Annotated in this window: 21 protein-coding genes; 7 read left to right on the forward strand and 14 right to left on the reverse strand. The window is 56.9% G+C overall.

Annotation, left to right across the window (positions count from 1 at the left end; translation table 11 throughout):
• Positions 1-49: 49 nt before the first annotated feature.
• The 3 genes from ADG881_RS03365 to ADG881_RS03375 all read right to left on the reverse strand — a co-directional run bounded on the left by ADG881_RS03365 (position 50) and on the right by ADG881_RS03375 (position 3,724).
• A complete protein-coding gene (locus ADG881_RS03365; protein ID WP_156790323.1) occupies positions 50-1,906 on the reverse strand; it encodes a choice-of-anchor D domain-containing protein in 1,857 nt (618 codons plus the stop codon).
• A 333-nt stretch (positions 1,907-2,239) separates the two neighbouring features.
• Positions 2,240-3,268, reverse strand: a complete 1,029-nt coding sequence (locus ADG881_RS03370; protein ID WP_007151417.1) for an AraC family transcriptional regulator — start codon at positions 3,266-3,268, stop codon at positions 2,240-2,242.
• A gap of 234 nt (positions 3,269-3,502) precedes the next feature.
• On the reverse strand, positions 3,503-3,724 hold the full coding sequence (locus ADG881_RS03375; RefSeq protein ID WP_039926051.1) for a hypothetical protein: 222 nt from the start codon (positions 3,722-3,724) through the stop codon (positions 3,503-3,505).
• 136 nt (positions 3,725-3,860) lie between these two features.
• Here ADG881_RS03375 and gspN point away from each other — a divergent pair, with 136 nt between their 5' ends.
• Positions 3,861-4,598 (forward strand): type II secretion system protein N, encoded by a 738-nt coding sequence (gene gspN, locus ADG881_RS03380; protein WP_007150075.1) that lies wholly within the window; start codon positions 3,861-3,863, stop codon positions 4,596-4,598.
• On the opposite strand, the gene ADG881_RS03385 is transcribed toward gspN, so the two are convergent.
• Both ADG881_RS03385 and rlmM read right to left on the reverse strand, forming a co-directional pair.
• Positions 4,565-5,827 (reverse strand): MFS transporter, encoded by a 1,263-nt coding sequence (locus ADG881_RS03385; protein WP_039926054.1) that lies wholly within the window; start codon positions 5,825-5,827, stop codon positions 4,565-4,567. The genes gspN and ADG881_RS03385 overlap by 34 nt on opposite strands.
• Before the next feature lie 2 nt (positions 5,828-5,829).
• Entirely contained in the window at positions 5,830-6,891 is a 1,062-nt protein-coding gene (gene rlmM, locus ADG881_RS03390) for a 23S rRNA (cytidine(2498)-2'-O)-methyltransferase RlmM (protein ID WP_007151249.1), read from the reverse strand.
• A gap of 60 nt (positions 6,892-6,951) precedes the next feature.
• Between rlmM and ADG881_RS03395 the strand changes: the two genes are divergently transcribed.
• Positions 6,952-7,608, forward strand: a complete 657-nt coding sequence (locus tag ADG881_RS03395; protein WP_007151321.1) for an outer membrane protein — start codon at positions 6,952-6,954, stop codon at positions 7,606-7,608.
• An 81-nt stretch (positions 7,609-7,689) separates the two neighbouring features.
• Here ADG881_RS03395 and purU read toward each other — a convergent pair whose 3' ends face one another.
• Positions 7,690-8,562, reverse strand: a complete 873-nt coding sequence (gene purU, locus ADG881_RS03400) for a formyltetrahydrofolate deformylase (protein WP_007149965.1) — start codon at positions 8,560-8,562, stop codon at positions 7,690-7,692.
• Positions 8,563-8,609: 47 nt separating this feature from the next.
• On the reverse strand, positions 8,610-9,629 hold the full coding sequence (locus ADG881_RS03405) for an AraC family transcriptional regulator (RefSeq protein WP_007148680.1): 1,020 nt from the start codon (positions 9,627-9,629) through the stop codon (positions 8,610-8,612).
• 454 nt (positions 9,630-10,083) lie between these two features.
• Here ADG881_RS03405 and ADG881_RS03410 point away from each other — a divergent pair, with 454 nt between their 5' ends.
• The gene (locus tag ADG881_RS03410; RefSeq protein WP_007148876.1) at positions 10,084-10,476 is read left to right on the forward strand and encodes a response regulator; all 393 of its coding nucleotides are present in this window, start codon (positions 10,084-10,086) and stop codon (positions 10,474-10,476) included.
• A gap of 104 nt (positions 10,477-10,580) precedes the next feature.
• Here the strand turns inward: ADG881_RS03410 and ADG881_RS03415 are convergent, their stop codons facing one another.
• Both ADG881_RS03415 and ADG881_RS03420 read right to left on the reverse strand, forming a co-directional pair.
• A complete protein-coding gene (locus ADG881_RS03415; RefSeq protein ID WP_007149261.1) occupies positions 10,581-12,746 on the reverse strand; it encodes a 3-hydroxyacyl-CoA dehydrogenase NAD-binding domain-containing protein in 2,166 nt (721 codons plus the stop codon).
• A 29-nt stretch (positions 12,747-12,775) separates the two neighbouring features.
• Positions 12,776-13,987, reverse strand: a complete 1,212-nt coding sequence (locus ADG881_RS03420) for an acetyl-CoA C-acetyltransferase (RefSeq protein ID WP_007149222.1) — start codon at positions 13,985-13,987, stop codon at positions 12,776-12,778.
• 244 nt (positions 13,988-14,231) lie between these two features.
• Between ADG881_RS03420 and ADG881_RS03425 the strand changes: the two genes are divergently transcribed.
• Positions 14,232-14,987 (forward strand): glutathione S-transferase N-terminal domain-containing protein, encoded by a 756-nt coding sequence (locus tag ADG881_RS03425; protein ID WP_007148520.1) that lies wholly within the window; start codon positions 14,232-14,234, stop codon positions 14,985-14,987.
• Between the two features lie 170 nt (positions 14,988-15,157).
• Positions 15,158-15,316, forward strand: coding sequence for a hypothetical protein (locus ADG881_RS17465; protein WP_007148904.1), 159 nt, complete (start codon positions 15,158-15,160; stop codon positions 15,314-15,316).
• Between the two features lie 124 nt (positions 15,317-15,440).
• On the opposite strand, the gene ADG881_RS17470 is transcribed toward ADG881_RS17465, so the two are convergent.
• Complete coding sequence (locus ADG881_RS17470; RefSeq protein ID WP_155135587.1) at positions 15,441-15,761, reverse strand: hypothetical protein; 321 nt, start codon at positions 15,759-15,761, stop codon at positions 15,441-15,443.
• Positions 15,762-15,856: 95 nt separating this feature from the next.
• Between ADG881_RS17470 and smrA the strand changes: the two genes are divergently transcribed.
• Positions 15,857-16,447 (forward strand): DNA endonuclease SmrA, encoded by a 591-nt coding sequence (gene smrA / locus ADG881_RS03430; protein ID WP_007149014.1) that lies wholly within the window; start codon positions 15,857-15,859, stop codon positions 16,445-16,447.
• Positions 16,448-16,635: 188 nt separating this feature from the next.
• On the opposite strand, the gene sthA is transcribed toward smrA, so the two are convergent.
• Positions 16,636-18,033, reverse strand: a complete 1,398-nt coding sequence (sthA, locus tag ADG881_RS03435) for a Si-specific NAD(P)(+) transhydrogenase (RefSeq protein WP_007149755.1) — start codon at positions 18,031-18,033, stop codon at positions 16,636-16,638.
• Positions 18,034-18,127: 94 nt separating this feature from the next.
• On the opposite strand from sthA, the gene ADG881_RS03440 reads away from it, so the two are divergent.
• Positions 18,128-18,418: a hypothetical protein gene (locus tag ADG881_RS03440; RefSeq protein WP_039926055.1), complete on the forward strand. Its 291-nt coding sequence runs from the start codon at positions 18,128-18,130 to the stop codon at positions 18,416-18,418.
• Here the strand turns inward: ADG881_RS03440 and ADG881_RS03445 are convergent.
• The 3 genes from ADG881_RS03445 to ADG881_RS03455 all read right to left on the reverse strand — a co-directional run bounded on the left by ADG881_RS03445 (position 18,383) and on the right by ADG881_RS03455 (position 24,574).
• Entirely contained in the window at positions 18,383-22,684 is a 4,302-nt protein-coding gene (locus ADG881_RS03445) for a choice-of-anchor Q domain-containing protein (protein ID WP_007151195.1), read from the reverse strand. The genes ADG881_RS03440 and ADG881_RS03445 overlap by 36 nt on opposite strands.
• Before the next feature lie 185 nt (positions 22,685-22,869).
• A complete protein-coding gene (gene hda / locus ADG881_RS03450; protein WP_007149351.1) occupies positions 22,870-23,559 on the reverse strand; it encodes a DnaA regulatory inactivator Hda in 690 nt (229 codons plus the stop codon).
• 4 nt (positions 23,560-23,563) lie between these two features.
• The gene (locus ADG881_RS03455; protein WP_007151425.1) at positions 23,564-24,574 is read right to left on the reverse strand and encodes a DUF2066 domain-containing protein; all 1,011 of its coding nucleotides are present in this window, start codon (positions 24,572-24,574) and stop codon (positions 23,564-23,566) included.
• Positions 24,575-24,661: the final 87 nt, after the last annotated feature.

Genomic DNA, 24,661 nt, shown 5'->3' on the forward strand with positions numbered 1-24,661 from the left:
GAATCCGTAACGGGCGCCCCGCTTACGCGAGACACCCTTGTCGTTACTGTTACGGCAGGTTCGGAGTCAGGGACAGGTCAATGGTGTTGCCGCTGCCAGCCATAAAGACATTCAGCAGATCGGTCAGGCCACCACAGTTCTCCAGACCCGGCAGGTCATACGTACCGGTGAGGTTGCCACCGGTTCCCAGCGGATCGAAGCTTTCGCCTTCCGGAGTGTTGAGCTGGATGGAAACCGGCTCGGAGGTGCGGCACTCATCGCCACCACCAACCGGCAGGGACCAGCCGAAGATGGACATCTTCACGGTCGGCAGCTTGATGTACATCTGGGTTTCTGCCGTCAGCGCACCGCCATTCAGGTTACCGGTGGTTTCACCCACTGTTTCAAACTCGATGTCAGCTTCGGCAGTCACACGCTTCCAGCCGTACAGGATACGGAAGCTGCCACTGGTAGGCTCAAGAGAAAGGTCCGCAGTGAAGTCGCCGGTAGCCAGGTTCAGCATGGCGTTAATGGCACCGGACAGATCAACGTCGCCGTAGGCTTTCTTGATCAGCGTGCTGCCAGTCAGGGCATAGGGAACCTCAACTTCACCACCACCGTCGCTGATACCAGAGCCGCTCAGCGCAACGTCTACGCTCGGCTCATCCATATCGCTGGACTGGATAGTGAGAGTGGCACCTTTGGAGCCTTCACCTGCAGGAGTAAAGGTCAGATCCACATCACAGGAATCACCGGCCGCAATGGTTGCACACTGATGGCTCTGGATGAACTCGCTGGCATTGGCACCACCAACAGACACGCTGTTGATGTTCAGGGCAGCAGTACCTTCGTTAAGGATGCTGACGCTGCCGTCCTTGCTGGAGCCCACGGTGACAGAACCAAAGTTGACGGACGCAGGATCTACTGCGATGTCAGCTTCAGCAGCCATGACACTCTGGCCCATCAGCGCAACAGAGGCTGTCGGGGTATCCGGATCATCAGACTGAATTTCCAGAGCCGCGTTGCGAGCGCCTTCGCCGGTAGGCATAAAGGTCACATCGACGTTACAGCTTTCGCCTGCAGCGACAGTGGTACAGTCATTGGTCTGCATGAAGGAGCCAGCATCGGCACCAGTGATGGAGATACCGTTGATACCCAGGGCTTCGCCACCCGAGTTTTCAACCGTAACGCTCAGGTTTTCAGTCAGACCACCTTGCACCTGACCAAAGTCCAGCTCTTCCGGGTTGACGGCAATGTTCTGCTCGGCCACACCGGCTTCAACGTCAAAGGAATGCAGCAGATTGGTCACGCCATTTTCATCCATGCGCGCCTGGTCCATGGCACATTCCACCAGGAAGACTTCAGGATTGTTCGGGTCATGCCAGGCAGAACCGAAGTCCACATAGGAGCCGTCGGCCTTGCGGGCAATCATGGCCAGAGTCATGTTCTCTTCCACGAAGATATCAACCACGCCCACATTGTCTTCAGTGAAGGTCAGCGATGGCGTATCCCCGGTGGCGACCAGATCAAAGGGACCGGAAACCCCGGCAATATCGGTAACCGGAATATTGAGAGGAATGGTCAACGGCAAGCTGAGTGAATTACCACTCACGGTAGAGTCTGCCTCGGCAGTCCCTTCGATGGTGGTAGCGCCAACAAGGCTCAGGCCCTGCCAGGTATTCCCTTCGGCAGTCGCAGTGATGTTCAGGGTGAAAGCCCCTGTGGCTTCACCAACACCAATGCTTTCAGGCATATCCGTTGCAATGTCGGCTGTCAGCGGCTGCTGACCAATCAGAGGATATGTACATTGAAAGTACATATCGGATTGAACCGGTACCGCTGATGCTGCACCACTGGCGGCCAGCAAACCTGCTGCTGCCAGTGACCGCATCTTGAACGGTCCGAAGGTCATGTTTTGGGGGATCATGAGTAACTCCTCATTTGGATTTATTCTCAATATTTTTAGGCGTATACCGCAGCGCATAAATGGCGTCTTGTCCGCCTGGCTGCGACCTATGTACCCGCAACGTTAAAACGCTGAGCAGTTTTCTCACAGGCAACAGTGAATTTGCTCACGAGCACATGAATGTCATTATTCGCAAGCCACCTTCAGGTGCATTGTTATGAGTGACGTATTTTTTGTTAAAAGAGTCAGGTGTGATGTTTTACTCATGAAAGCTGAGACAGCGGGCCACAAATAAAAACAGCAGCATCAGGGCTTCTGATGCTGCTGTTATAAAGATAATCACACTGTGGAATATTAACGTTGGGACGATTGTGCAACACCACGGCGCATATCGCCCGGGGTTTCACCTGTCCAGCTCCTGTAGGCCTTGGTAAAACTGGCTTGATCACTGTAACCCAGCACTTCAGCGATTTTCTGCAAAGGCATATTGGTGTCTTTCAGGTAACGGTTGGCAAACGTCTTTCTGACCTGACTTCGAATAAGATGAAACGACACCCCTGCACTTTTCAAATGATGGCGTAAAGAACGGGCACTCATCCCCAGGCGCTCACCAACACGCTCCAGAGAGCCTTCCCGACCGGGATATTTCATAACCAGCTGGCGAACTCTGGCCACTACCTCCATGTGTTCATCGTCAATTACCTCTTCTTTTGAGCGGGCACTGGCCAGATAATAGGCGAGCTCATTATTACCATCCCGGGCAGGCCGACCAGACAGGGGGACCACCACCTGATTACTCTTCTCACCAAAGGATAAAAAGGCTGAAGGCGCAATTTTTTTCCATTTCTCCTCACTTGTTGCAGTACAAAAATCAAACTCGAAATGGAAGCGCCGGCCAATGAGCGAGGTCAGCGTATAAATGCTGCCCATATAGACTTGAACCATAAAGGGACGCAGCTCGTTGAGCTCCCAGACATCCTGCAGTGCAATACGTAGATCTTCACCACTGCAAGAGACTTTCATGTCGAGAATCGGCAAGGAGACACGCAGGTATTGCACCACCATGCTGGCCAGTTCGCGGTAATCTTTCTGTTTTAATAACGCAAATCCAAGCAGACCATGCCCCTGCAGATCCAGCTGTTGCCCAAATTCGAAACCGGCCTGTTCATCCGGGAGAAAACGCTGGGCATTACCCATCAGTTCAATTACCTGTTTCATGGTTAGTAACACACCCTGCGGCTGTGCCAGAACGGCTTCCAGGGAGGTCCCTTCCAGCAATGCCTGCCGGCTTATCCCCCGCCCTTCCATGAATTCAACAAAGCGCTCGGCATAACGTCCGGAAACCAGCGGAACTTCGTAAGCCATACTGTTGATTTTAAACATTTATCAATCCCTCGACCGTATCCCTTTTTATTCTCTTGTTTGAAAAAGGACCGTGACCTGTAAAAAACCATCCCGTGGTTACTACAGTATAAGCTGCCCGCCAAACACGACTTCCGGCTCTCCTTAACAAACAGGCAGGACAAAGTTACAAGCATCCATATAGCGTATTGTTATTTTCAATGAGCCTAATGGGCCGATTGATCAGCCCTCCACACCTAACTGTATGGATTTTATTTATGGCGCCTCATTAAAACGGCGTACTTTAATTTTCGACCACTCACCATTGTCTTTTTTCCACCCTGATTTTATGCATGCAAAAAAAGAGCTTTTCCAGCAGTTGACCGCTAATGACAAAACTTCGGCCGCTTTGTCATCTTTCTTATCATCGCCGACAGAATTAACGTGATCTGATTCAAAGTTTATTTGTGACTGCCTTTTAAGGGCGGCGATATTCATCGATTCTCCCTGCCACGCTTGATAAATGAACAGAGCATCAGTCAGTCTTTTTTCTCACTGACAAAAAGTCGAATTACAAAGAAGTCGTATTTCGCGCAACAGCGGGTTTATAACAATAATTCAAGGAGCCATAACGATGACGTCCCTTCGCTACCCGGTGGCCGGCCTTATTCTCGTTTTTTTGCTTGCCTTCGGAATCTTTCTGGTTGCCCTGATGCCAGCGGCCGTCATGACGCCACTGCTACCCACTCCAGCCACAGATAATGCTTCGCTCCCGCCTCCCAAACTCTATGGACTCTGGTGGAATGGGCAGGGGCAAGCGCAATGGGAAGGGCAACAGCTGGACATCACATGGCGCCTGGACTGGCGCGGCCTGACCCCCGGGCTGGAATTAGGGTTTGAGTCCGGTCAGGTCAATGCCACCGGGTGGGCCGGAGCAGACTGGGGGGACTGGCGTTTCGAGCATTGGCAAGCCAGTATCCCGATCGCCTTGCTCAATGACTTTTTGCCGCAAGGTAAAGCCGAGGGGCAGCTCGATATTTCACTGCCCCAGCTGTCACTGGCAGGCACCGAGATCAGCGCCATCAGCGGCAAACTTGCCTACAGTGGTGGCACCGTGACTCTGGGACCGGGAATGGACCGTCAGGTACCGGCCATTGATGGAAAACTGGAGATGGAAAAAGGCGTCCCCGTACTCACCGTTACCGGACCGGATCAACAATCGCTGGCCCATGCCAACCTGACAGGCAAAACCCTGACACTGGAGGTGTTCCGCGCCCTGCCCGCCCTGCTGGAAATGAGTGAAGGCGGCAACGCCACCGATGTGGTCTTCAGCACCCGTCAGGACCTGCCGGTATCGGCCCATTCCGGCTGAGCCGGGGGCGTCCAGAACGCCGCCAGGCCGATCACGGCTGCACTGAGTGCGGCCGCCAGCAGGAAATGCGACGCGTAGCCCAGCCAGGCCACACTGAAACCGCTGGCCAGCGTGAACGCCCCTACCGCGAACAGTTGCACGGACGCTTGCACTGTATAGTCACTGCCTTCATGACCGGCGCGGCAGTAATCCATCATCACCACAAACAGCGCCACCGTAGACAGGCCGTCCGCCAATTGTTCGAACAGCGCCACCGCCCAGATCCATACCTCCGGCGGCGGGGTGTCTGCCCCCCAGCTTGCCACCCACCACCAGCCAATAAACGACAGTGCCTGTAAACCGGCAAACCCGAACAGCGCCACACGACGACTTAACCGCATCATTATCAACCCCGCCAACCCGGCACCCGCCAGCCCGACCAATGAAGCCACCAGGTCCAGGGTGCCGATTTCAGCCAGGGTCCAGTGACTATCGACCAGGAATGGTTTGATCATGCGGGTGCCAAAACCATCCCCCACTTTGTAGCCAAGCAGGATCACCAGCCAGACAACCAACCCCGGCCGCCGCCAAAACAGGGCCAACTGACGCAGCCACCACCGCAGGGTCACCGGTTTGCGTGGGCGCACCGGTTCAAGAGGCTCATCAAATCGCCAGGCAGTGAGCGCCACCAACAGCAACATCGCAATAACGGTAAACAGCGTAGCTTGCCAGCCCAGCCAGCCGACCAGAATCAACAAGGCGCCGCTACCCAGAATCATGCCGACCTTGTAACCACTGACCTGAACGCTGTTACCCAGGCCACGCAACCTCGGCGTCAGTAGCCGGGCGGCCAGACCATCGGTGGCAATGTCCTGGGTGGCACTGAACAGGTTGAGCAGAAACAGCATCACGATCAGGACGGCGAACCCTGCGCCGAACAACCAGGCCTGAGGCAGCATGGCCGCCGCTGTCAGTACGCTCATCACTCCGGTCAGGCAGACCAGGATCCAGCGTTTTCGGTGATTGGGGCGGCCGCTGCCCCAGCGATCGACCCAGGGCGCCCAGATAAACTTCAGCGCCCAGGGCAAAGCCGGCAATGCCAGCAGGCCAATCCATTCCGGCGACAGCCCTGCATCACGGGCCAGCGCAGGCATGGATTTCCCCAGTAACCCTGCGGGCAGACCCTGAGCGAAATACAACATGCCCAGGGTGGCAAACAAAGGGGCGGTCCGGCCGCGCCCGGTACTCACCGTCAGTAATCCCGGTGGAAGCTGGCCCAAACGGTGATTTCTTCCCGGTCGTAATACAGATGGGCGGCTTTGATCACTGGTTCACCCAAATGCTCCATGCGCTCCATGGCCGTGGTGAGCTTTTCCAGCAGCTGCCAGGTTTCCTGGAAGCGACGTTTCATCGGCAATTTCAGATTAAACAGGGCAGCATTGGCCCAGCCTTGCGTGAGCCACTTTTCCATTTGCTGCAGGGTACGAGCGGGCTTGTCCACCACATCGCATACCACCAGATCCACCTTGCTGCGCGGGCGCCAGGTGAACGCATCTCCGGACACATGCTGCACCGGGTATTCATCCAGCAGGCGCGGATCCATCTTGCCGTGGTCCACCGCCTGAACACGAATCCCCCGCCGTGCCAGCTGCCAGCTCCAGCCGCCCGGAGCGGCGCCCAGATCCACCGCCGTCCTGGCGTTCAGTGCATCGGCACTGCCGAAGAAGCGGATCAGGGCTTCTTCCACTTTCAACGCAGAGCGGCTGGGCGCCTCTGCAGGTAATCGCAAGCGCAGCACGCCACCTTCCACCAGTGGTATGGCGCTGGGGCTGGTGCTGACCCAGCCGTTGTGGGAGTCACTGAAGAAAAGGTGAACCCTTTGTTTTGCCTTTGCTCGCAGCAAACCGGCTTTTTTCAAGCGGGGTTCCAGTGCCTTGCGGAATCCCCGCAGGAAACGCTGTAATTCCCGGCCTTCATTGGTATCCGGGTGCTCCAGATAGAGCTCGGAAAACGGCCCGGCCTGCTCCAGCAGAGGCCACAGCGCGGTAATACGGTCATCCCCGATATCCGAAAACTCGCCCACACACACGCTCAAGGTGCGCGCAAAGATCAGCCCGCTATCCTGCAGGCTGGCCAGCGCCCCCTGCTGGCTGTGCCACAACACGTACCCGCTGTTGGCGGTGGCGCGGGGGTAACCCGCCACCATCTGGTCTGCCGCATGGAAATTCAGTTCGGCAGCCAGGTCCGTTTCAAAACCCGGCCGGCACAGGGCCAGCAGGGTCTCGGACTGGGAATTCAACAAGTCACTGTGCATGAAGGTCTCGCGCTGGTTACAATGTGGCCCATTGTCCTTATCACAACGGCTGGATCAATAATGAAAATAACACTGCCGCTGACTCTGGGCCTCTGTGCCTTGATTCCCCTCGCTCACGCTGACGAAGAATTGGCCCCACCGGATGTGGATTTCTACGCTGAAGCCCAGATGCTCCGGGCCGATATGGACCCGTACGGATTCGATACGGCGGACGGGCTGAATATTAAGATTGGTATGTGGCTAAACAGTGTAACGCTGGGAAAAAACAGCCGTTTCGGGCTGGAAGGCGGTTTCGTCAGCCAAAGCGAAGTCTCCAATGACAGCCAGTTTACCCGCGCGCCCAGTGTTTCCGAACAAAACGCCGGAGCAAGCTCCGTCCGGGTACAGGAAGAAAACTCTCTGGATCTGGGCGGTTTTACGGTCGGGGCGCTGTGGCAATCGCCTTACTGGCTCTACCTCCGAGGCGGCGGCTACATTTACAATTTCAAGCTGGAGAATCGTCAGGACAGAATATTGCTGGACGGTAGCGGTAACACTGTCAACACGGTAAATGACGCCCCCGTTAGCGACAGCCAGAGCGGCATTGCTCCCTATCTGGGTGCCGGCCTTGCCGTTCCCCTGCTCGACAATCTTTCCCTGACCGTGGATTACCAGCAGACCCAGCTTGAGTCTGAAAGCTACGGCACCATGGGCATTGGCCTGCGTTATAGCAATTAAGCCGCAACACGCAGAATGCTTCACGCTTGCACGCGATGGGTCTCTCTTAGCGTGGGGCGTGTAGCGTGCCGCCTGGCCGCGTTACTTCACAAACACCACGGTCTTGTTGCCATCCACGATCACCCGGTCTTCCAGGTGCCAGCGCACCGCACGCAACATCACCTGCCGCTCCACATCCTGCCCCAATGAGCGCAATTCCGCCGCTGAATGACGATGGCTCACTCGCTGCACGTTCTGCTCGATAATCGGCCCCTGATCCAGATCTTCCGTCACGTAGTGGCTGGTGGCACCGATCAGCTTTACGCCCTTGTCGTGGGCCTGCTGATAAGGGTTCGCCCCCACGAAGGCCGGCAGGAAGGAGTGATGGATATTGATCACTCGATGCGGGTAATGGGAGACAAAATTCGAACTGAGGATCTGCATGTAACGGGCCAGCACCACCACATCCACCTTGCCGTCGAGTTTGGCCAGGGTCTCGGCTTCCGCCTCCGCCTTATTGTCTGCATTGACCGGAATATGATGGTACTCGATGCCGAAGCGCTCCACTTCATCGCGCAAATCATCATGATTACTGATCACCATGGGAATGGTGGCAGGCAGATCGCCCCGGGAGGTACGCCAGAGCAGATCCATCAACACATGATCGTGCCGTGACACCAACACCGCCATGCGTTTTTTCTCGCTGGCGTAACTGATTTGCCACTGCATGCCATAGGGTTCGGCCACCCGGCTGGCAAAGTTATTGCGCAGCGCTTCCCGGGAGCAATCCAGTTCTGGTGTCTGGAACTCCAGGCGCAGGAAGAAGGTGCCGCCATGGGCGTCGCTGGAGTGCTGATCGAAATCGGTAATGTTGGCGCCGTGGTTGTACAGGAAGGTACTCACCGCGCTGATAATTCCCGGCTTATCCGGGCAGGTCACCAGCAGGCGTGCCGTGTCGGCATCATTAACTGTCATGGACGTCTCAGGGCTAATCGTTAGTGAGATCAAGCATGGCGAACCTGTTACAGATTGACGCCAAAATGCTCTCGACGGAAATTGGACGGCGTTTTCCCGGTCCACTTTTTGAAGGCCCGGTGGAACGAGCTGGCTTCACTAAAGCCCATCAGCAACGCGATTTCGTCGATGCTCAGATCCGGCTTGGAGAGATAATACACCGACGCATCCTTGCGGATGGCATCCTTGATCTCCTGGTAGCTGGTGTTGGCTTCCTTGAGCCGACGCCGCAGGGTCTGCGGGGTCATGTTCAATTTGCCGCAGATTTCCGTGAAATCCGGGAAGCTGTTGCCGTATTCGTTGGAAATGATCGCGCGAATCTGTGCCGGCAGCCCCACATTATGAATGTTGCCGTCGAATAGCTGGGCCAGCGACTCCTTCAGGAACTTGGACAAAGACAGCTCGTTCTGCACCAGCGGCAAATCCAGGAAGTCCGCCCGGAACGTCACCGCATTCTGATCGGACATATACTCGATGGGGCAATCGAACAGAAAGCGATGCTCCTCATCATTGCGCACATCCGAGTAATCCAGTTTAACCTGCTGAGGCTCGATGGCCTTGCCCACCAGCCAGCTCATGAAGCGCAGCCAGATAAACAGGGACGCTTCGATAATCACTTCACGGAAGTCCAGCCGCGGATCAGCGACCACAACGAGCCTGGCCACCTCACCATCGCGCTCGATCCGGGACTGCAGGCTCAACTCGAACAGGTCATAAAAGCGGATGCCCCGTTCCACGGCAGAGCCCAGGTTCGGGCAGTTGATCACTGCATGGGCCATCATGGAAAAGGTGCCGGGCTTCGATTTACGGCCCTGCCCAAACCCCAGGAACTCATCCTGAGTCTGAGTCATGATCAGCAGCATCATCCGGATGAAGGTATCCCGCTCGATGGTTCCATCCGGATCATCCAGCATTTGCCGGGGAATATTACACTTGTCCAGAATCTCGGGAATGCTGGCACCGGAGCGGGCCGCGCCCTGCAACAGCTTCACCACCCGATTAATATTGATCGTTCTGCGATGGTACATCGACCTCCACCCTCACACCTTAGGGGAACCTTTGGATAACACCGTGTATCTTCAGCAGGCCCGGAAGGAGCGTTATCCTTCAGGCCTCACACTCGCTGGCTTTCAGCCTGGCACACACCCGTTTTTGCAAGGTCCTGGGAGGCATACAAACACCGCCAAAACCGCGTTTTGATGTGAGCACGCCTGAAAGCCTGAGCCTGTGTGGCGTTATTCAGAAACTCCAGGCATTACCATTAAGCGAAACCGCGCCCGTCAGCATTGTCATCGGCACGTTTATTGTTTGCCGGCCTGCTGTTTTCAAAGAGCCCGGGAGCGTCAATCATAAAGAAACTGGCCGGAATTAACATACTGTCTACCGCTGCAAAACCGTTGCAAGGTGATTCTGGCGTGAAAAACCGCCCTTCACACAGATTTCACCCTTGTTATCCCGCGCTGTCTACGATAAAAATCACTAATGAATGTTCTCGTCGTTGAAGACAACAAGGCTGTCAGCCTGATCATCTGCCGCATCATCGAAGAGCTCGGCCACCAGTATGTGCTGGCCGCAGACGGTGAGGCCGCACTGCGTCTATACCATCAACGGGACATCGACCTGCTGATCCTGGACGTGGAACTGCCCATTCTGGATGGTTTCACCGTGGCCCGGGACGTGCGTAATGGAAATGCCCATATCCCCATCCTGTTTATTTCCGGCAACAGCAGTGAAGCCTGCTTCCAGCAGTGTCTGGATGCTGGCGGCGACACCCTGATGCCCAAACCCTTGCGCCCCAGTGAATTGCGCACCTGGCTGAACAGCAGGCTTGTTACCCACCACAACAGCGCCCCTGCCTCCCCCGCCGCTGGCTGACAATGCCTGGCGCAACAAACAAGAAGCCTGAGCCTGCCCTCGGACAGCTATAAAAAAAGCCCGGCTGGATAAGCCGGGCTTTTTATGGAGCGCAATCTCAAGGGTTACTTGTAGATTTCGCCTTTTTCCGCTTTTTCTACCAGTGAAGCCGGCGGGTTGAAGCGCTCGCCGTAGAGCTTGGCCAGCTCCTGAGCCCGCGCAACAAAACCACGCAAACCACCTTCGTACTGGTTGATGTACTGCATCACACCACCCGTCCAGGCCGGGAAACCAATCCCGAAGATAGAACCGATGTTGGCATCCGCCACAGAGTCCATCACGCCTTCATCAAAGCACTTCACCGCTTCGAGGGACTCGATGAACATCATCCGTTCCTTGATGTCTTCGAACGGCATGTCCTTGCTGCCACCGAACGCATCGGCCAGACCGGACCACAGGTGCTTCTTGCCATTTTCCGGATACTCGTAGAAGCCTTTACCCTGCAGCTTGCCCGGGCGATCCAGCTCTTCGACCATCTTCTTCATGACCACTTCTGCCGGGTGCTCTGCGGGCGGCTCAGTCCCTTCACGCTTGGCATCATCACGGGCCGCTTTACCGATTTTCAGTGCGGTTTCCATGTTGATTTCATCGATCAGGTTCAGGGTACCCACCGGGTAACCCGCCTGCATGGCCGCCTGTTCAATGGACTGGGCATTGACGCCTTCACCCAGCATGGCGATCCCTTCATTGGCGAAGGTACCAATCACACGGGTGGTAAAGAAACCACGGGCGTCGTTGACCACGATCGGGGTCTTCTTGATCTGTAGACAGTAATCGTAGGTCCTGGCCAGTGCTTCCGGGCAGGTGTCCTTGCCACAGATAATTTCCACCAGCGGCATCTTGTCTACCGGGCTGAAGAAATGGATACCGATAAAGTTATCCTTTTTCTTCACACCTTTGGCCAGGCCGGTAATCGGCAAGGAGGAGGTGTTGGAGCCCAGCACCGCATCCGGATTAACCACGTCTTCAATTTCCTGGAACACCTTGTGCTTCAGCTCGGTGTTTTCGAACACGGCTTCAATCACGAAGTCCACGCCTTCCAGATCTTTGGCATCTGCAGTGGCAGTAATGCGGCCGAGGATCTCTTCTTTCTTCTCCTCGGTCATCTTGCCTTTGGAGATTTCCTTGTCGAGAAGCTTGCGGGAGTAATCTTTACCCTTCTGCGCGTTCTCGGCAGAAATATCCTTCAACACCACCTGAGATCCGGAGCGGGCCGTTACATAGGCCACGCCTGCACCCATCATGCCGGCACCCAGAACACCCACTTTCTCGGCGCGGAATTTTTCAATGCCATCGGGACGGCTGGCACCACCATTAATGGCCTGCAGGTTGAAGAAGAACGCGGTGATCATGTTCTTGGCAACCTGACTGGTCACCAGCGACACGAAATAACGGCCTTCGATAAGAGAGGCGTTATCGAAATCTACCGCTGCGCCTTCGATGGCCGCAGACATGATCGCCAGCGGCGCCGGGTAGTTAGCACCCTTGAGCTGCTTCTTCAGGTTTGCCGGGAAAGCCGGCAGGTTAACGGCAAATTTCGGGTTCTTCGGGTCACCGCCCGGAATCTTGTAGCCCTTCTGGTCCCAGGGTTGCTGAGCCTTCGGGTTTGCCTTGATCCACTCGCGAGCCTTGACCATCATCGCATCGCGATCCGCCACCAGCTCGTCAATCAGACCAATTTTCTGGGCTTTATCCGCTTTCATGCGCTGACCCTGCATCAGCACCTTCATCAGGCCATCCTGGATACCCAGCATGCGCACGATACGGGTCACGCCACCGCCGCCGGGCAACAGGCCCAGAGACACTTCCGGCAGACCGAACTGGGCGGATTTGTCATTGATGGCAACGCGGTGATGACAGGCCAGTGCGATTTCCAGGCCGCCACCCAGAGCCGTGCCGTTCATGGCAGCGACCACAGGCTTGCCCAGTGTTTCCAGGACCCGCAGCTGACCCTTGATCTCGGTCACACCGGCCAGAAATTGCGGGCCATCTTCCTTGCGCGCCTTCAGCAGATCACGCAGGTCACCGCCGGCAAAAAAGGTTTTCTTGGCAGAGGTGATGATCACCCCGGCAATCTCGTCTTTTTCTTTTTCCAGACGCTCGACCACCGCCGCCATGGACTTGCCGTACAGCTCGTTCATGGTGTTGGCAGACTGGTTGGGATCATCCAGGGTCAGAACAACGATATTGTCCGCGTCTTTTTCCCAACGAATAGCAGTTTGTTCACTCATATCTTTACTCCGAAATCGTTCGACGCGGCTTACAGACGCTCGATGATGGTGGCGATACCCATGCCACCGCCTACACACAAGGTGCACAATGCGAACTTCTTGTCGCGGCGCTCGAGTTCATCCAGTGCGGTGCCCAGAATCATGGCACCAGTGGCACCCAGCGGGTGACCCATGGCGATGGAGCCGCCATTGACGTTGGTGATATCCGGGGTGATATCCATGTCTTTCATGAAGCGCATGGCCACCGCCGCAAAGGCTTCGTTGATTTCCCACAGATCGATATCGCTGGCTTTCAGGCCGGCTTTTGCCAGCGCCTTCTTGGCAGCCGGGCCAGGCCCCGTGAGCATGATGGTTGGATCGGCACCACTGATAGCGGTGCAAACGACCCGGGCACGGGCCTTCATGCCGTAATCCTTGCCCACTTTCTCGTTACCAAGCACTACCAGAGAAGCACCATCTACGATGCCTGAGGAGTTACCCGCGTGGTGAACGTGGTTAATCTTTTCCAGCCAGTGATACTTCTGCAAAGCAACCGCATCAAAACCGCCCATTTCGCCCATCATGGCGAAAGACGGGTTCAGCCCGGCCAGCGCATCGGCGGTGGTACCCGCACGAACGTGTTCGTCCTGGGCCAGTACCGTCATGCCATTGAGGTCCTTCACCGGCACTACGGATTTTTCGAAATAACCCTTTTCCCAGGCATTGGCAGCGCGGGACTGGGACTGAGCAGCGAACTCGTCCACATCACGGCGGCTCCAGCCCTCGATGGTGGCGATCAGATCGGCGCCGATCCCCTGGGGAACAAAGCCAGTCTCATAGTTGGTGATCGGATCCATCGCCCAGGCACCACCGTCGGAGCCCATGGGGATACGGCTCATGGATTCCACGCCACCGGCGAGAATCAGGTCATCCCAACCGGATGCCACTTTCTGGGCACCGGTATTCACCGCTTCCAGGCCGGACGCGCAGAAACGGTTCAGCTGATAACCCGCCACGGTATCCGGCAGACCCGCTGCCAGCGCCGCCGTCTTGGCGATACAGGCACCCTGGTCACCGACCGGGGTCACCACACCCAACAGCACATCATCAATGCGGTTGGTGTCCATATTCGGGAAACGGTCTTTTACTTCGTCGATCAGGCCTACTACGAGATCCAGCGGCTTAACCGTATGCAAAGAGCCATCTTTCTTGCCCCGACCACGGGGAGTACGAATGGCATCATAGATATAGGCTTCGGTCATGGAACCTTCCTCTTGCCTCAGGCATGTATCAGCGTTTGCTGACGGGTTATGAAGGGCTTGAGAGCCCGGTATAGGGTGGCAAGAGTGCCCCAGCCACTCCAATGTCTCAATGACAGGAGTTAACAGCGCCCGTGAGCGGAACGGGCAAGGCTGCAAGTCATTGAAAAGCTTGATGTCCGTGCGGCCAATGAATGTCCCCGATCACATGGTATGGTCGCGCCAATTCGTTTCAGGAGTATTCGCCATGTCACACAGCACAGAGGTTCTTCGTTCACTGCTCTCCTCCTCGCTGCAACAGGGCCGCGGTGTTGCCAGCAAAGGCCACAGCAACCGCCCGCACGAGCCGCTGGAGCTCTACGACATGGAAGGCTGCCCGTTCTGTCGCCTGGTTCGCGAAGCATTAACGGATCTGGACCTGGACGTGATGATGTTCCCCTGCCCGAAAGGTGGCGACCGCTATCGCCCCCTGGTGGAACGGCTGGGCGGCAAGCAGCAATTTCCCTACCTGATGGACCCCAACACCGGCGAAGCCTTGTATGAATCCGCCGCCATCATCAACTACCTCTACCAGCAATATGGTGGCCGGCCGGCCCCGAAAAGCTGGCAACTGCGTCTGCGCACCGCCGCCGCAGTGGCCGCTTCAGCCCCCCGTGGCAGCCGCGGGATCCGCTGCCTGGACAGCCAGGCGCCGGAGAAACCGCTGGAGCTGTATTCTTTCGAAGCCAGCCCCTTTGCACGCCTGGTTCGTGAACGACTGACCGAACTGCAGCTGCCCTACCTGCTACGCCAGTGTGGTCGCGACCAATGGCAGGACTGGGTGCTGCCGGTGGTGCGCAAACGCCTTGATATGGACTATGCCCCCAGCCAGCGCAACCGGGTCGATCTGCTGGCCCGGGCCGGCAGAATCGCTGTGCCCTACCTGATAGACCCGAACACCAGCAAGGAGTTGTTCGAATCCGAGGCCATTCTCGACTATCTGGACCAGACCTACGGCCGCTGATCCTCGTCCTGTTTCGCCATGATGACGGGGTACCGATAAATGGTGCCCCTTTTCCCTTCTACCCCCCACTTTTTAGTGCTATATATCCAATGGCAGGTTGCATTCGTGGCAGTACGGAGCTGACCTGCAAAACGGCAAGTATCCTTTAACGTTGGAAAGAGAGTGGCACCATGAGTCGTCGCCAATTTGATGACTACGACCCGAATGAGTGGGAAGAAGAGCACAAGCGTGCAGAACGTGAGCGCCGCAAGCGAGATGCCAAGCGTCACAGACATGATGATGAGAAAGGAGAGGAAAGCCGGGACCGCCCACGTCCACAGGCTTACTGATTATATCGCCTTTTGATCAACCCTGGGCGTTACCGGTTTCTCGACGAGGGTTGCCGAAAGAGATAAGGCCCGGTTACTGCTACGCCTTCCCGGCCTTGCAGTAACCGCTGATCGCTCCTCCCCGCTATTCCCCGTAACGGCTCACCAGCTTCGACAGCATGGTTGCGGTCTGCTCGTCCGTTGCCAGACGAAACCCGCCCCGCCAATGGCCATTGTCCAGATAGTTATGCCATAACGGTTCTGCGCTCACATGCAGTTCACGCTGTCCGGACAGGTTGAAAGGCAGCATCAACACCATCTCTTGCAAGGTTTGCGGTGGTACGCCTTTACCCGCCAGGCAAACCCCCTGATCTGTAATATTCAGGATATGACCGATTGGCCGCTGGTCGGCGCACACTCGCACATTAACCCTCAGCCTGGGCCGGCTGAATCGTCGACGTTCCATCACACCCCTCCTTCTCAGGGAGTCTGCTACTCCCAGTCTCCGCCGGCTTTGTGTACCATGCAAGTCAGAGACGATGAATTTTGTGGAGCAGTTCCATGGCCTCCGACGATGATCTGTTTCGCCAGGAGATGGCGGATGTTACGCCGATAAAGCCGGACAACCGGGTTCAGGAACGTACACCCCGTCGTGAACCCTCTATTCGTGAACAATTACGTCGTGCCGCCGCCGTGGACGATCGCAAAGACCGCAACCCGCTGACCGTTCCCGAACAGGTGCAGCCCGTCGGGCCACTGGATATCGTCGGACTAAAAAAAGATGGCGTGCAGGAAGGCGTGTACCGCAAATTACGGCTGGGCAAGTATGAGCCTCAAGATGTGCTGGACCTGCATCGGGTTCGCTTGATGGATGCCCGCAATCTGGTACAGCAGTTTCTGGAGAATGCCCACAACAATGGCATGCGCACCGTCCTGATCAGCCACGGCAAGGGGCTGCACAGCGAACGGCCCGGCTTTCTGAAAAGTTACGTGATGCACTGGCTGGAAGAAAGCTACCTGGTGCTGGCCTTTCACAGCACACCCGCCAACCGTGGCGGCAGCGGCGCTACCCAGGTGCTGGTTCGCAAGAACGGGCAGGCCCGCCAACGCAACCGGGAGTTCTTTATTGAAGCGGGAAAACACCAGAGATAGTTTAACCTTCAAAGTTGAAAAGCGCGGAAATTGTAGGGGCCCCAAATGAAACCCGCCTGACCGTGCTGCTGGCTAAAAAGCTGTACTATTTAGTTCTTTTTGCTCAAGCAGTCGCGGACAAGGTGCCTGCCGGTAAAACCGGGACCCCTCGCACTTTTCAACTCTCACCTTTGAACTTTCACTTCTCTTTATCGCTTGATCCGGTTCAGCCCATTGATCGCCGCCACCCGATAGGCCTCCGCCATGGTTGGATAGTTGAAGGTGGTATCAATAAAGTACTCCAGCGTGTTGTTTTCACCCGGTTGGCGCATGATCGCCTGGCCCACATGGACGATTTCCATGGCCTGGTAGCCGAAACAGTGAATACCCAACACCGCCAATGTTTCGCGATGAAACAGAATTTTCAACATACCCACCCGTTCGCCGGTAATTTGCGCCCGGGCCAGGTTCTTGAAGAAAGCCTGGCCCACATCATAGGGCACCTTGGCTTCGGTCAATTCCTGCTCGGTTCGCCCAACGCTACTGATACCAGGAATGGTGTAAATTCCCGTGGGCACATCCGTGACCTGGCGCACTTCGTCACCAGCAATGGCAGCCGCACAAAAGCGCCCCTGGTCGTAGGAGGCACTAGCCAGTGATGGCCACCCCACCACATCACCGACGGCATAGAGCGTGTCCATCTCAGTCTGATAGCGCTCATTGACCTTGAGCTGCCCACGACTGTTGGCTTCAACGCCCACGTTTTCCAGGCCAATATTCTGGGTGTTCCCGGAACGGCCGTTACACCATAACAAGGCATCCGCGCGCAGTTTCTTGCCGGATTCCAGTTCCAGCGTTACGCCCTCGTCATCCGCCGTCACCCGTTTGTAGTGTTCCCCCTGGCGAATGGTGCAGCCCTGCTCACGCAGGTGATAGCTAAGGGCATCGGAAATTTCCGTATCCAGAAAATCCAGCAAATGCTCACGGGAGTTCACCAGATCTACCCGGATGCCGAGCCCGGTGAAGATGCAGGCATACTCCGAGCCGATGACCCCGGCACCATAGACAAGGATATGCCGCGGCGTGTGGTCCATGGTCAGGATGGTATCCGAGTCGTAGATGCGCGGATGAGAGAAGTCCACGTCATCCGGGTGGTAGGGGCGTGACCCTGTGGCGACCAGAATATTGCGGGTTTTCAGCAAGTGCTGGCGGCCTGCGTGGTCATCGACCCGCACTTCTTGCGGCGACAGAATCTCGCCGCGGCCCCCGAACACGGTGACCCGGTTACGGACATAGAAGTCCGTTCTAACCTGAACCTGGGAGTCTATTACCTCGCGGGTGCGGGCAATCAGGTCCTGCCAGCGGATTTCGCGGGGCTTGATGATGCCGCGTAACAAGGGATTCCGCTGGGTACGAATCACCTGGCGTACCTGATGCCGCAACGCCTTGGAGGGAATTGTGCCCCAGTGGGTGCAGTTCCCGCCCAACGACGACTGATCCTCGACGATCGCCACCTTTAGATCTTTCTTGGCCGCCTGCATCGACGCCGCTTCACCCGCAGGGCCACTACCAATCACCACAAGATCCCAACCGGCACTGATATCCATTCACCTCTCCTTTGCACGAATAGCCAGAGTATAGGGAGGTAGCCGGACAAGCACGAGTTAGACTAGAGTTGGAAATGAAAGAAGGAGCTAGATCATGGATGAAACAAACGCGAAAAAACCCTCACTGGTGGTCCGTAGCGGCCGCAAATCCGGGCACTGGCTGATAGCTCACCCCATGGGCGCGTTGCAGATTCTGCTGGCGATTCTGGCCATCATTATCGTTTTCCAGAACCTGGAACCCACCAGCATCGATATTCTGTTCTGGACCCTGGTGGACATTCCCAAGCTTGTATTGCTGATGTTCAGCATGCTGTTCGGGGCTGTGGTGTGGGAAACCCTGCGTCGGGTGCTACGCCGCCACTCGGCGACGCAGCAAAAGGATTAGCCCACCCAGCATTGCCCAACCAAAACTGCCACCTGACCCGGCAGAGGTTTCATCGTTGGGATAGGAAACCGTAAAGGTGGCCTGCTGCGAAACGGTGCCGCAGTTGGTGTCTTCAACCGTCAGGGTGAAAACATCCTTGAAGGTGTTGTAATTGCTCTGCGGAATATAGGTGACGGTGCCGTTGTCATTGTCGATAAACAAACCGGCGCCCACCACATTGCCGTTTTCATCTTTCTTCGCAAAGCTCGGTGCCTGACTGACAGAAATATCGTAATTGCTCCAATCAATTTCCGCGTCAGGGTCATCCGGATCTGATGCGGTCAGGTTGAACCTCACCGTTGCCCCCGGCTGGTTCATTTTCGACTGGTTGTCCAGAGCGGGCGCCTTGTCGTTGATGGTCATCACCACTGTCGCCGCATCAGTCGCATTGACCGAGACGCCATTGCTGTCCTCAAACGTGTACAGGAACGCCATTTTCAGTGGATTGTCGTCGGTGCTTTGACACACACTGGACTCAAAACCCGTTGTCGTCGGGGGCGTAAAGAGCACTACACATTCATCCGCCACATCCCCGTCTTCGAACAGGTCCGGATTGGCATTAATGACTTTCTGGGAAATGGGCTCGCCACAGCGCAGATCGTAGCCGTCACGGTCTTCGTTATAATAAAGCCAGACGAAATCAATGATTGCACCATCCACACTCGGATCAGACGCGCCGCTCAGTACATAACGTGTTTTTTCCGTCATGTCCGGTTGGTACTGATCACCAGTGCCCGCATATTTCACCGGATCCGAGCCTGTCACAATCTCGGCATGCTCAAAGGTGAATACATTAGCCAGGAACAGGCTGGGGTCCACCTCATCCAGATAAAGAATCTCGGCCCCATCACTGGCCAGATCATTATCCAGAATATCCACCGCCACCTGGCGATTTGGGCGGTTCTTATTGGTGCCTTCATCGTCGCCGGCGGTGATTTTCTGGTACTCGAAGGCACCCAGATCACAACGACCGCCGGAGGTTCGCGAGATGCCACGCAAATCCACGGAACGGCAACGCAGAGGCGTTCCAGTGCCGCTGACCAGGGTTTCATCATTGCCCTTGTCCACCAGGATGGCGTCGTTTTCCGGGTCACTCATGGACAGGAATGGTGGCGTGTAATCATCCGCCACCCCGTCTTCCCCACTTAACGTGCTATCCAGGTCGGCGCTTCCCAATGATGCCTGGTTATTGCTTTCTGTTGTTGCTCCACAGGCAGCATCGGAAAAAGCGTTGTAGTGGCTTTCGTGCAATACAGTGGCGCCACTGGTGCACGCCGCCCCACTGTCGAAGTAAATGCTGTTGGCCATCTGGATTTCTGAAGGGGCATCGCCGAGATCAATGCCCAGCCCGCCGCCGGCATTATTCATGAAGGTACTGTTCATGATGGTCGCCCCCACCACGATGTTGCTCAGATCCAGCGCCGCGCCCTGGGGCGACATATTATCGACAAAAGTGCTGTTGGAAACTGTCACGGAGCCAGCATTGATATTGGCATCCAGCACGCCGCCTTTGGTCACGCTTTCATTGCCCTGGAAGGTGCTGTCGACCATGGCGATCTTGACGTTGTCATTGTTCTGGGTGGTGGTCGAGACGACCCCCCCGGCCACACCGGCTGTGTTGCTATGGACATAGGCGCGGTTGAACGTCACCAGCTTTTCATTACCCGCATTGGAGCGCACATAGGCCACCCCGGCAGAGGCATCGGCATGGTTGTTGGTAATCACCACACGATCAAAAATCACCGAGCCACCGGTGGTAATCACCGCACCACTGCCGGCCTCACCGCTACCCGCCGCCACCCCGTCTTCCAGCGTCAGATAGCGGAACGTGACACCAGGGTGCCCTGAACTTGGGTTCGGCGGTTCCACTTCGAAAAGACGTTCCGTGCCGTTGCCGATAATTCGGGTCAGCGTCTCTTCATCATCCGCAGGGTCCACGTCGCGCACCCCCTTGCCCACCAACTCCACACTGCCACCCTCAATAATCAGGGTTGTGGCCAGGTGAATCTCGCCAGCCGGAATAAGAATCCGGTCAGACGAGTTGCCGCCATAGGCGCAATCCGGGCTGCCGGAGCCTCCAGCATTTTCCAGCGCTTCGCGTAACGTGCATTTTCCATCGTTGGTAATGGGCGGAAATTGATCGACGAGAGAGTTCACCTCAATATCCACCGCCAACGCAGGACCGCTGAACAAGGCAGAAACCAGAGCTAGCGCTCCCTTTAACGACAGGCGATAGCGACGAATCAGCCCAGCCAGGGCCAGAAGGGCAAGCATCATGCCGCCCTGGGCGCCAATGCTCTTTTTCTCGGTCAATCCACTGGCAGGTTCAGCCACCAGGTTAGTGATTTCACTCTGGTTCTGGCCAAGGTCCGTACCACCGAAAAAGGCGTCCTTGTCTACCTCGTAGCGCAACTGGTCCACGCCGTGAAAAGACGAGCTCGGTGTGTAACGGATGCGGGGATAACCATCGGCATCGATCTCAACTCGGGCCGAGCCCCGACTTGGCTGAGCGACCACTACCAGACAGCGATCCTGGATCGCGTCAGCAATGCAGTCGGTCTCGCCGATATTACACACCCCTTCGGCTACCACTACGTCTTCCAGCAGACCACAGTCCACTTCGGTATCATTGCGGTCGTTCTCCAGCACATCCGCCAGTACTGACTGGCCACTGATCAGATCGACTTCATCCGGTTGTGCTCGCGCCCGCAGAAATTCCACCGCCCCCACATCACAACGCCCCGCCGGGCCACCGCGTGAGTTACCGCGGTTATCGGTTGATTCACACTGGTCCACCGTAGCGGTTTCCGGGCTGGCGCGATCAAACAGACTGGGCGCCATGGGATCACCCGCCAACGCTGCAGGGGTCGGGTTGGGCAGCAAGCCAGGGTAAGGCCCACCGATCTCTTCGGCAGTCATCAGTGTGCAACCACCAGCGCCAGTACCGGCGCAAGGCACGCGATCCATGCCAAGGAAAATATCCGCTTGCGCGGTATTGGGGTTATTGGTCACGGGCGTGCCCAGGGTCTGCTCTTCAGGCTCCGGGCAATTAGCATCATCGGTAATGGTGAACAGCAGGCGCGCTGCCGCGTCTGCCGGGCTGGCCGTGCCGTCCAGCACCGGGCCAGCGCAAGCACCAACGCTGTTACCCACCAAGACGCTATGCAGAATTATATCGCGCGTTGTCGCATCGGCAGGGTCATCAAACTGGGTTTGCGCCAACGTGAGAGCGACACCATCATTGAAGGCGATAGTCATGTTGGCCAGCACCGCCACGTGATCCGTGGAGACCACGTTAAGCACGCCACCGGCATTATTAACCACCATGCCGTTGGCCAATTCCAGGGTCACAGTGGCATCCGGGTCCCCGTCCATGTGGATGATGCCGGCATCGGCAGCGCCCGCCCCTGCTTCGTTATCGGCCATATAAAAATCATAGCCAATAATCGAACCATTAAAGGTATCCGAGGTGGCAATGACCGCGCCCACACCGGTGGCGACATTGTTTTCAAAGCGCCCGCCGGCGCTGAAGGCAAGGCCGGAGCCTTCCTCCAGATACATGGCCCCGCCGTTCGTTGCCATGCCCTGATTCATGGACACGTTCGCCGCGATAATGACCGGCCCCATGGCATAAATCAGGCCACCGTTGTCGGCACCGGCATTACCATCGGTCAGTTCCAGATTGGTCAGCGACATGGCGCCGCCATCGTAGACGTGGATCAAGCGGGAATTGCCTGCTGCGGTGATCACCGGCAGGGTTTTGCCTTCAGGTTCTTCGAAAGCATCGAGGATCAGATCAAACTGGACCTGGTTGCCCAGGGGCTCGATATCGGCCGTTGTCACAGCCGGGTCCTCCGACGTGTCTTCGGTGAACTTGATTTGCTCACCATTGCCGACGGGCAACTCACCCTCGGTCAAGGTATAGACCTTGCCTTCCTGAAGTTTGATGGTATCGCTGGCGCCTCCGGCCTCACAGGCCCCCACGGCAATACGGTAGTTGCTGGCATAAAGGGCTTCTCGCAAGGTGCAGGTACCACCGGCGTTGCTGGTCGTCACCTCCCAGTGGGTGGTTTCATCCCAAACGCTATCAGTGTCATCGCCATCCACGGCCACGACAGTAACCACTGCATCACTCGTGTTATTGATTTCATAGACGGTTGCATGGGAGGTGGCCGCAACAATCAAGGCGCAACCAGCAAGGCACTGCTGTAGCCCAAAGTGGCGCATTTTGTTCTCCTGCAGGCTTTTTGCCTGGCGTTATTGTTCTAATGTGGATCTTGCGCTTGCGGGTATACAAATGGAGGCATCGTGTCGGCTGCCAAGCGCGCACGAACGTGTAACCCAATGTAATCAAGTGCAATATATCGCCAATTCAGGTAGCGAACTGTTGTTTATTCGTTAAGCGCCCATTTTTACCACCCCAGCGCATCCTTGACAAAGGGAATCGTGACAGAGCGTTGTTGCGCCAGGGCCAGACGGTCCAGATCGCTCAATAATTCCATCAAGGCGCCAGCGGAACGTTCGCTGCGCAATACGATGTAATGGGCCACTTCAGGCTCCAGCCGCAAGCCTCGCGCCCTGGCTCTTTCCTGTAATAGCGCCTGTAAATCCTCGTCTTCCAGCGACATCAGCCGGTAGACCGGCCCCGCTGCCAGACGGGTAGCCAGATCAGGCAGCATCAAGCCCATGGCTCCCGGCGACGCATTGGCGGTGACCAGTAATCGTCCGCCCAACGACATCAGCCGGTTATAAAGGTGGAACAGAGCTTCTTCCCAGGCAGGCAGGCCGGCAAACAACTGGCAATCATCAATGGCCAGCAATCCGAACTGTTCCATGGATTCCAGCACGTCGGGAACCAGTGGGATAATTTCACTGGCAGGCAGCAGGCAGGCATCCAGACCATTGTGCTGGGCCAGACGCACTGCACCTTCCAGCAAATGGCTTTTGCCCTGCCCGTCACCGGCCCAGAAAAAGGCTTGCCGGTCGACACCTTCCACGGCCTCATGCAGCCCGGCAACGGCTGCGCCATTGGGGCCCGCGTGGAAATTATCCAGGGCATTGCCCTCGCGAAGTTGCAGGGCCAGGGGAAGTTGCGCACTCATCGAATCAACGCCAGCAGTAATGCCATTGGGGGCCGGCCACCGCCGGATCCGGGCAGGCGCGCAGCTGGGGAGACAGTTCCAGCAGATTGCGCAGCTGCTCGTCGCTGGCACTGAAATCCAGCCCAAAGGTCAGCGTGGTAGCGGAGGCCTGTACCAGTGAGGCTCGGCGCATCCCGCTCAGGCCCGCCAGAAACTGCTGTAACGTGAACCAGTCTTGCAGCTGGTCGACCTGATCCACCACCAACAGGGTACGCAAATCGCTTACTGCGCCTTTCACCGCATAGCGGGCGGCCAGCTGGTCGGTGACACGGTCGATCAACGCAGTAACAGCCTCTTCGTCGTTCGCCGTTTTCTCCCGGCCGTCTTCCAGAGTGCTTTTGTCTTTCAGGACTCGCCAGCTCACTGTGGCCGGTTCACCCTGGTACAGCACCGCAGCAGCAATCAGCTCATGGGGGTAGCGGCTGGAGGCGTCACGCAATTGCTGATCGAACCGGCCACGGATGTCCGCCACGTCCAAACGCCCCTGATCCTCGCTATCCCACTGCGGGATGACCAGGGTCAGGCCACGTCGCTGGGCTTGCGCAACCAACTGCGCATAAAGCGGATGACCTTCCACCACCATCTCGCCGCGGCCTGCGCCCTGCTCCACCAGCCAGAGCAGCACCCGGGGCCGGGGTATTCCCCACACCGATGCGCCCTGCTCCGCCATGAAGGCCATCAGGCCATTCACGTCATAACGGGCCTGCAAGGCACTGCTGCCATCATCCAGCGTGTTGTAATCGTAGCGGGTCACCCAACGATCCAGCCGCGAGGCCGCCTCACTGGCCACCGCCTCATTGAGTACATCCCGCTGCCCACTCAGACGCACCAGCATCTGCTCCAGGCCCTCGGCCAGCGCGTCCTGCCGCTGCGCGTCGCCACGGCCATCCACCGGCACCTGCACTGTATCCAGCGATTCCGCCTGGGCCAGCAGGCTCCATCCTAACAACACGGCCAACAATCCAATAAAACGCATGGGCGCTCATTCCAACCGAAAATTCAAGCGCGCTATTATCACCTATTCACCTCAGCCACGCGAACCCGTTTCCGGCAAATCACAGGG

Source organism: Alcanivorax sp. DG881, from assembly GCF_000155615.1.
In the GTDB taxonomy this organism is placed as follows: domain Bacteria; phylum Pseudomonadota; class Gammaproteobacteria; order Pseudomonadales; family Alcanivoracaceae; genus Alcanivorax.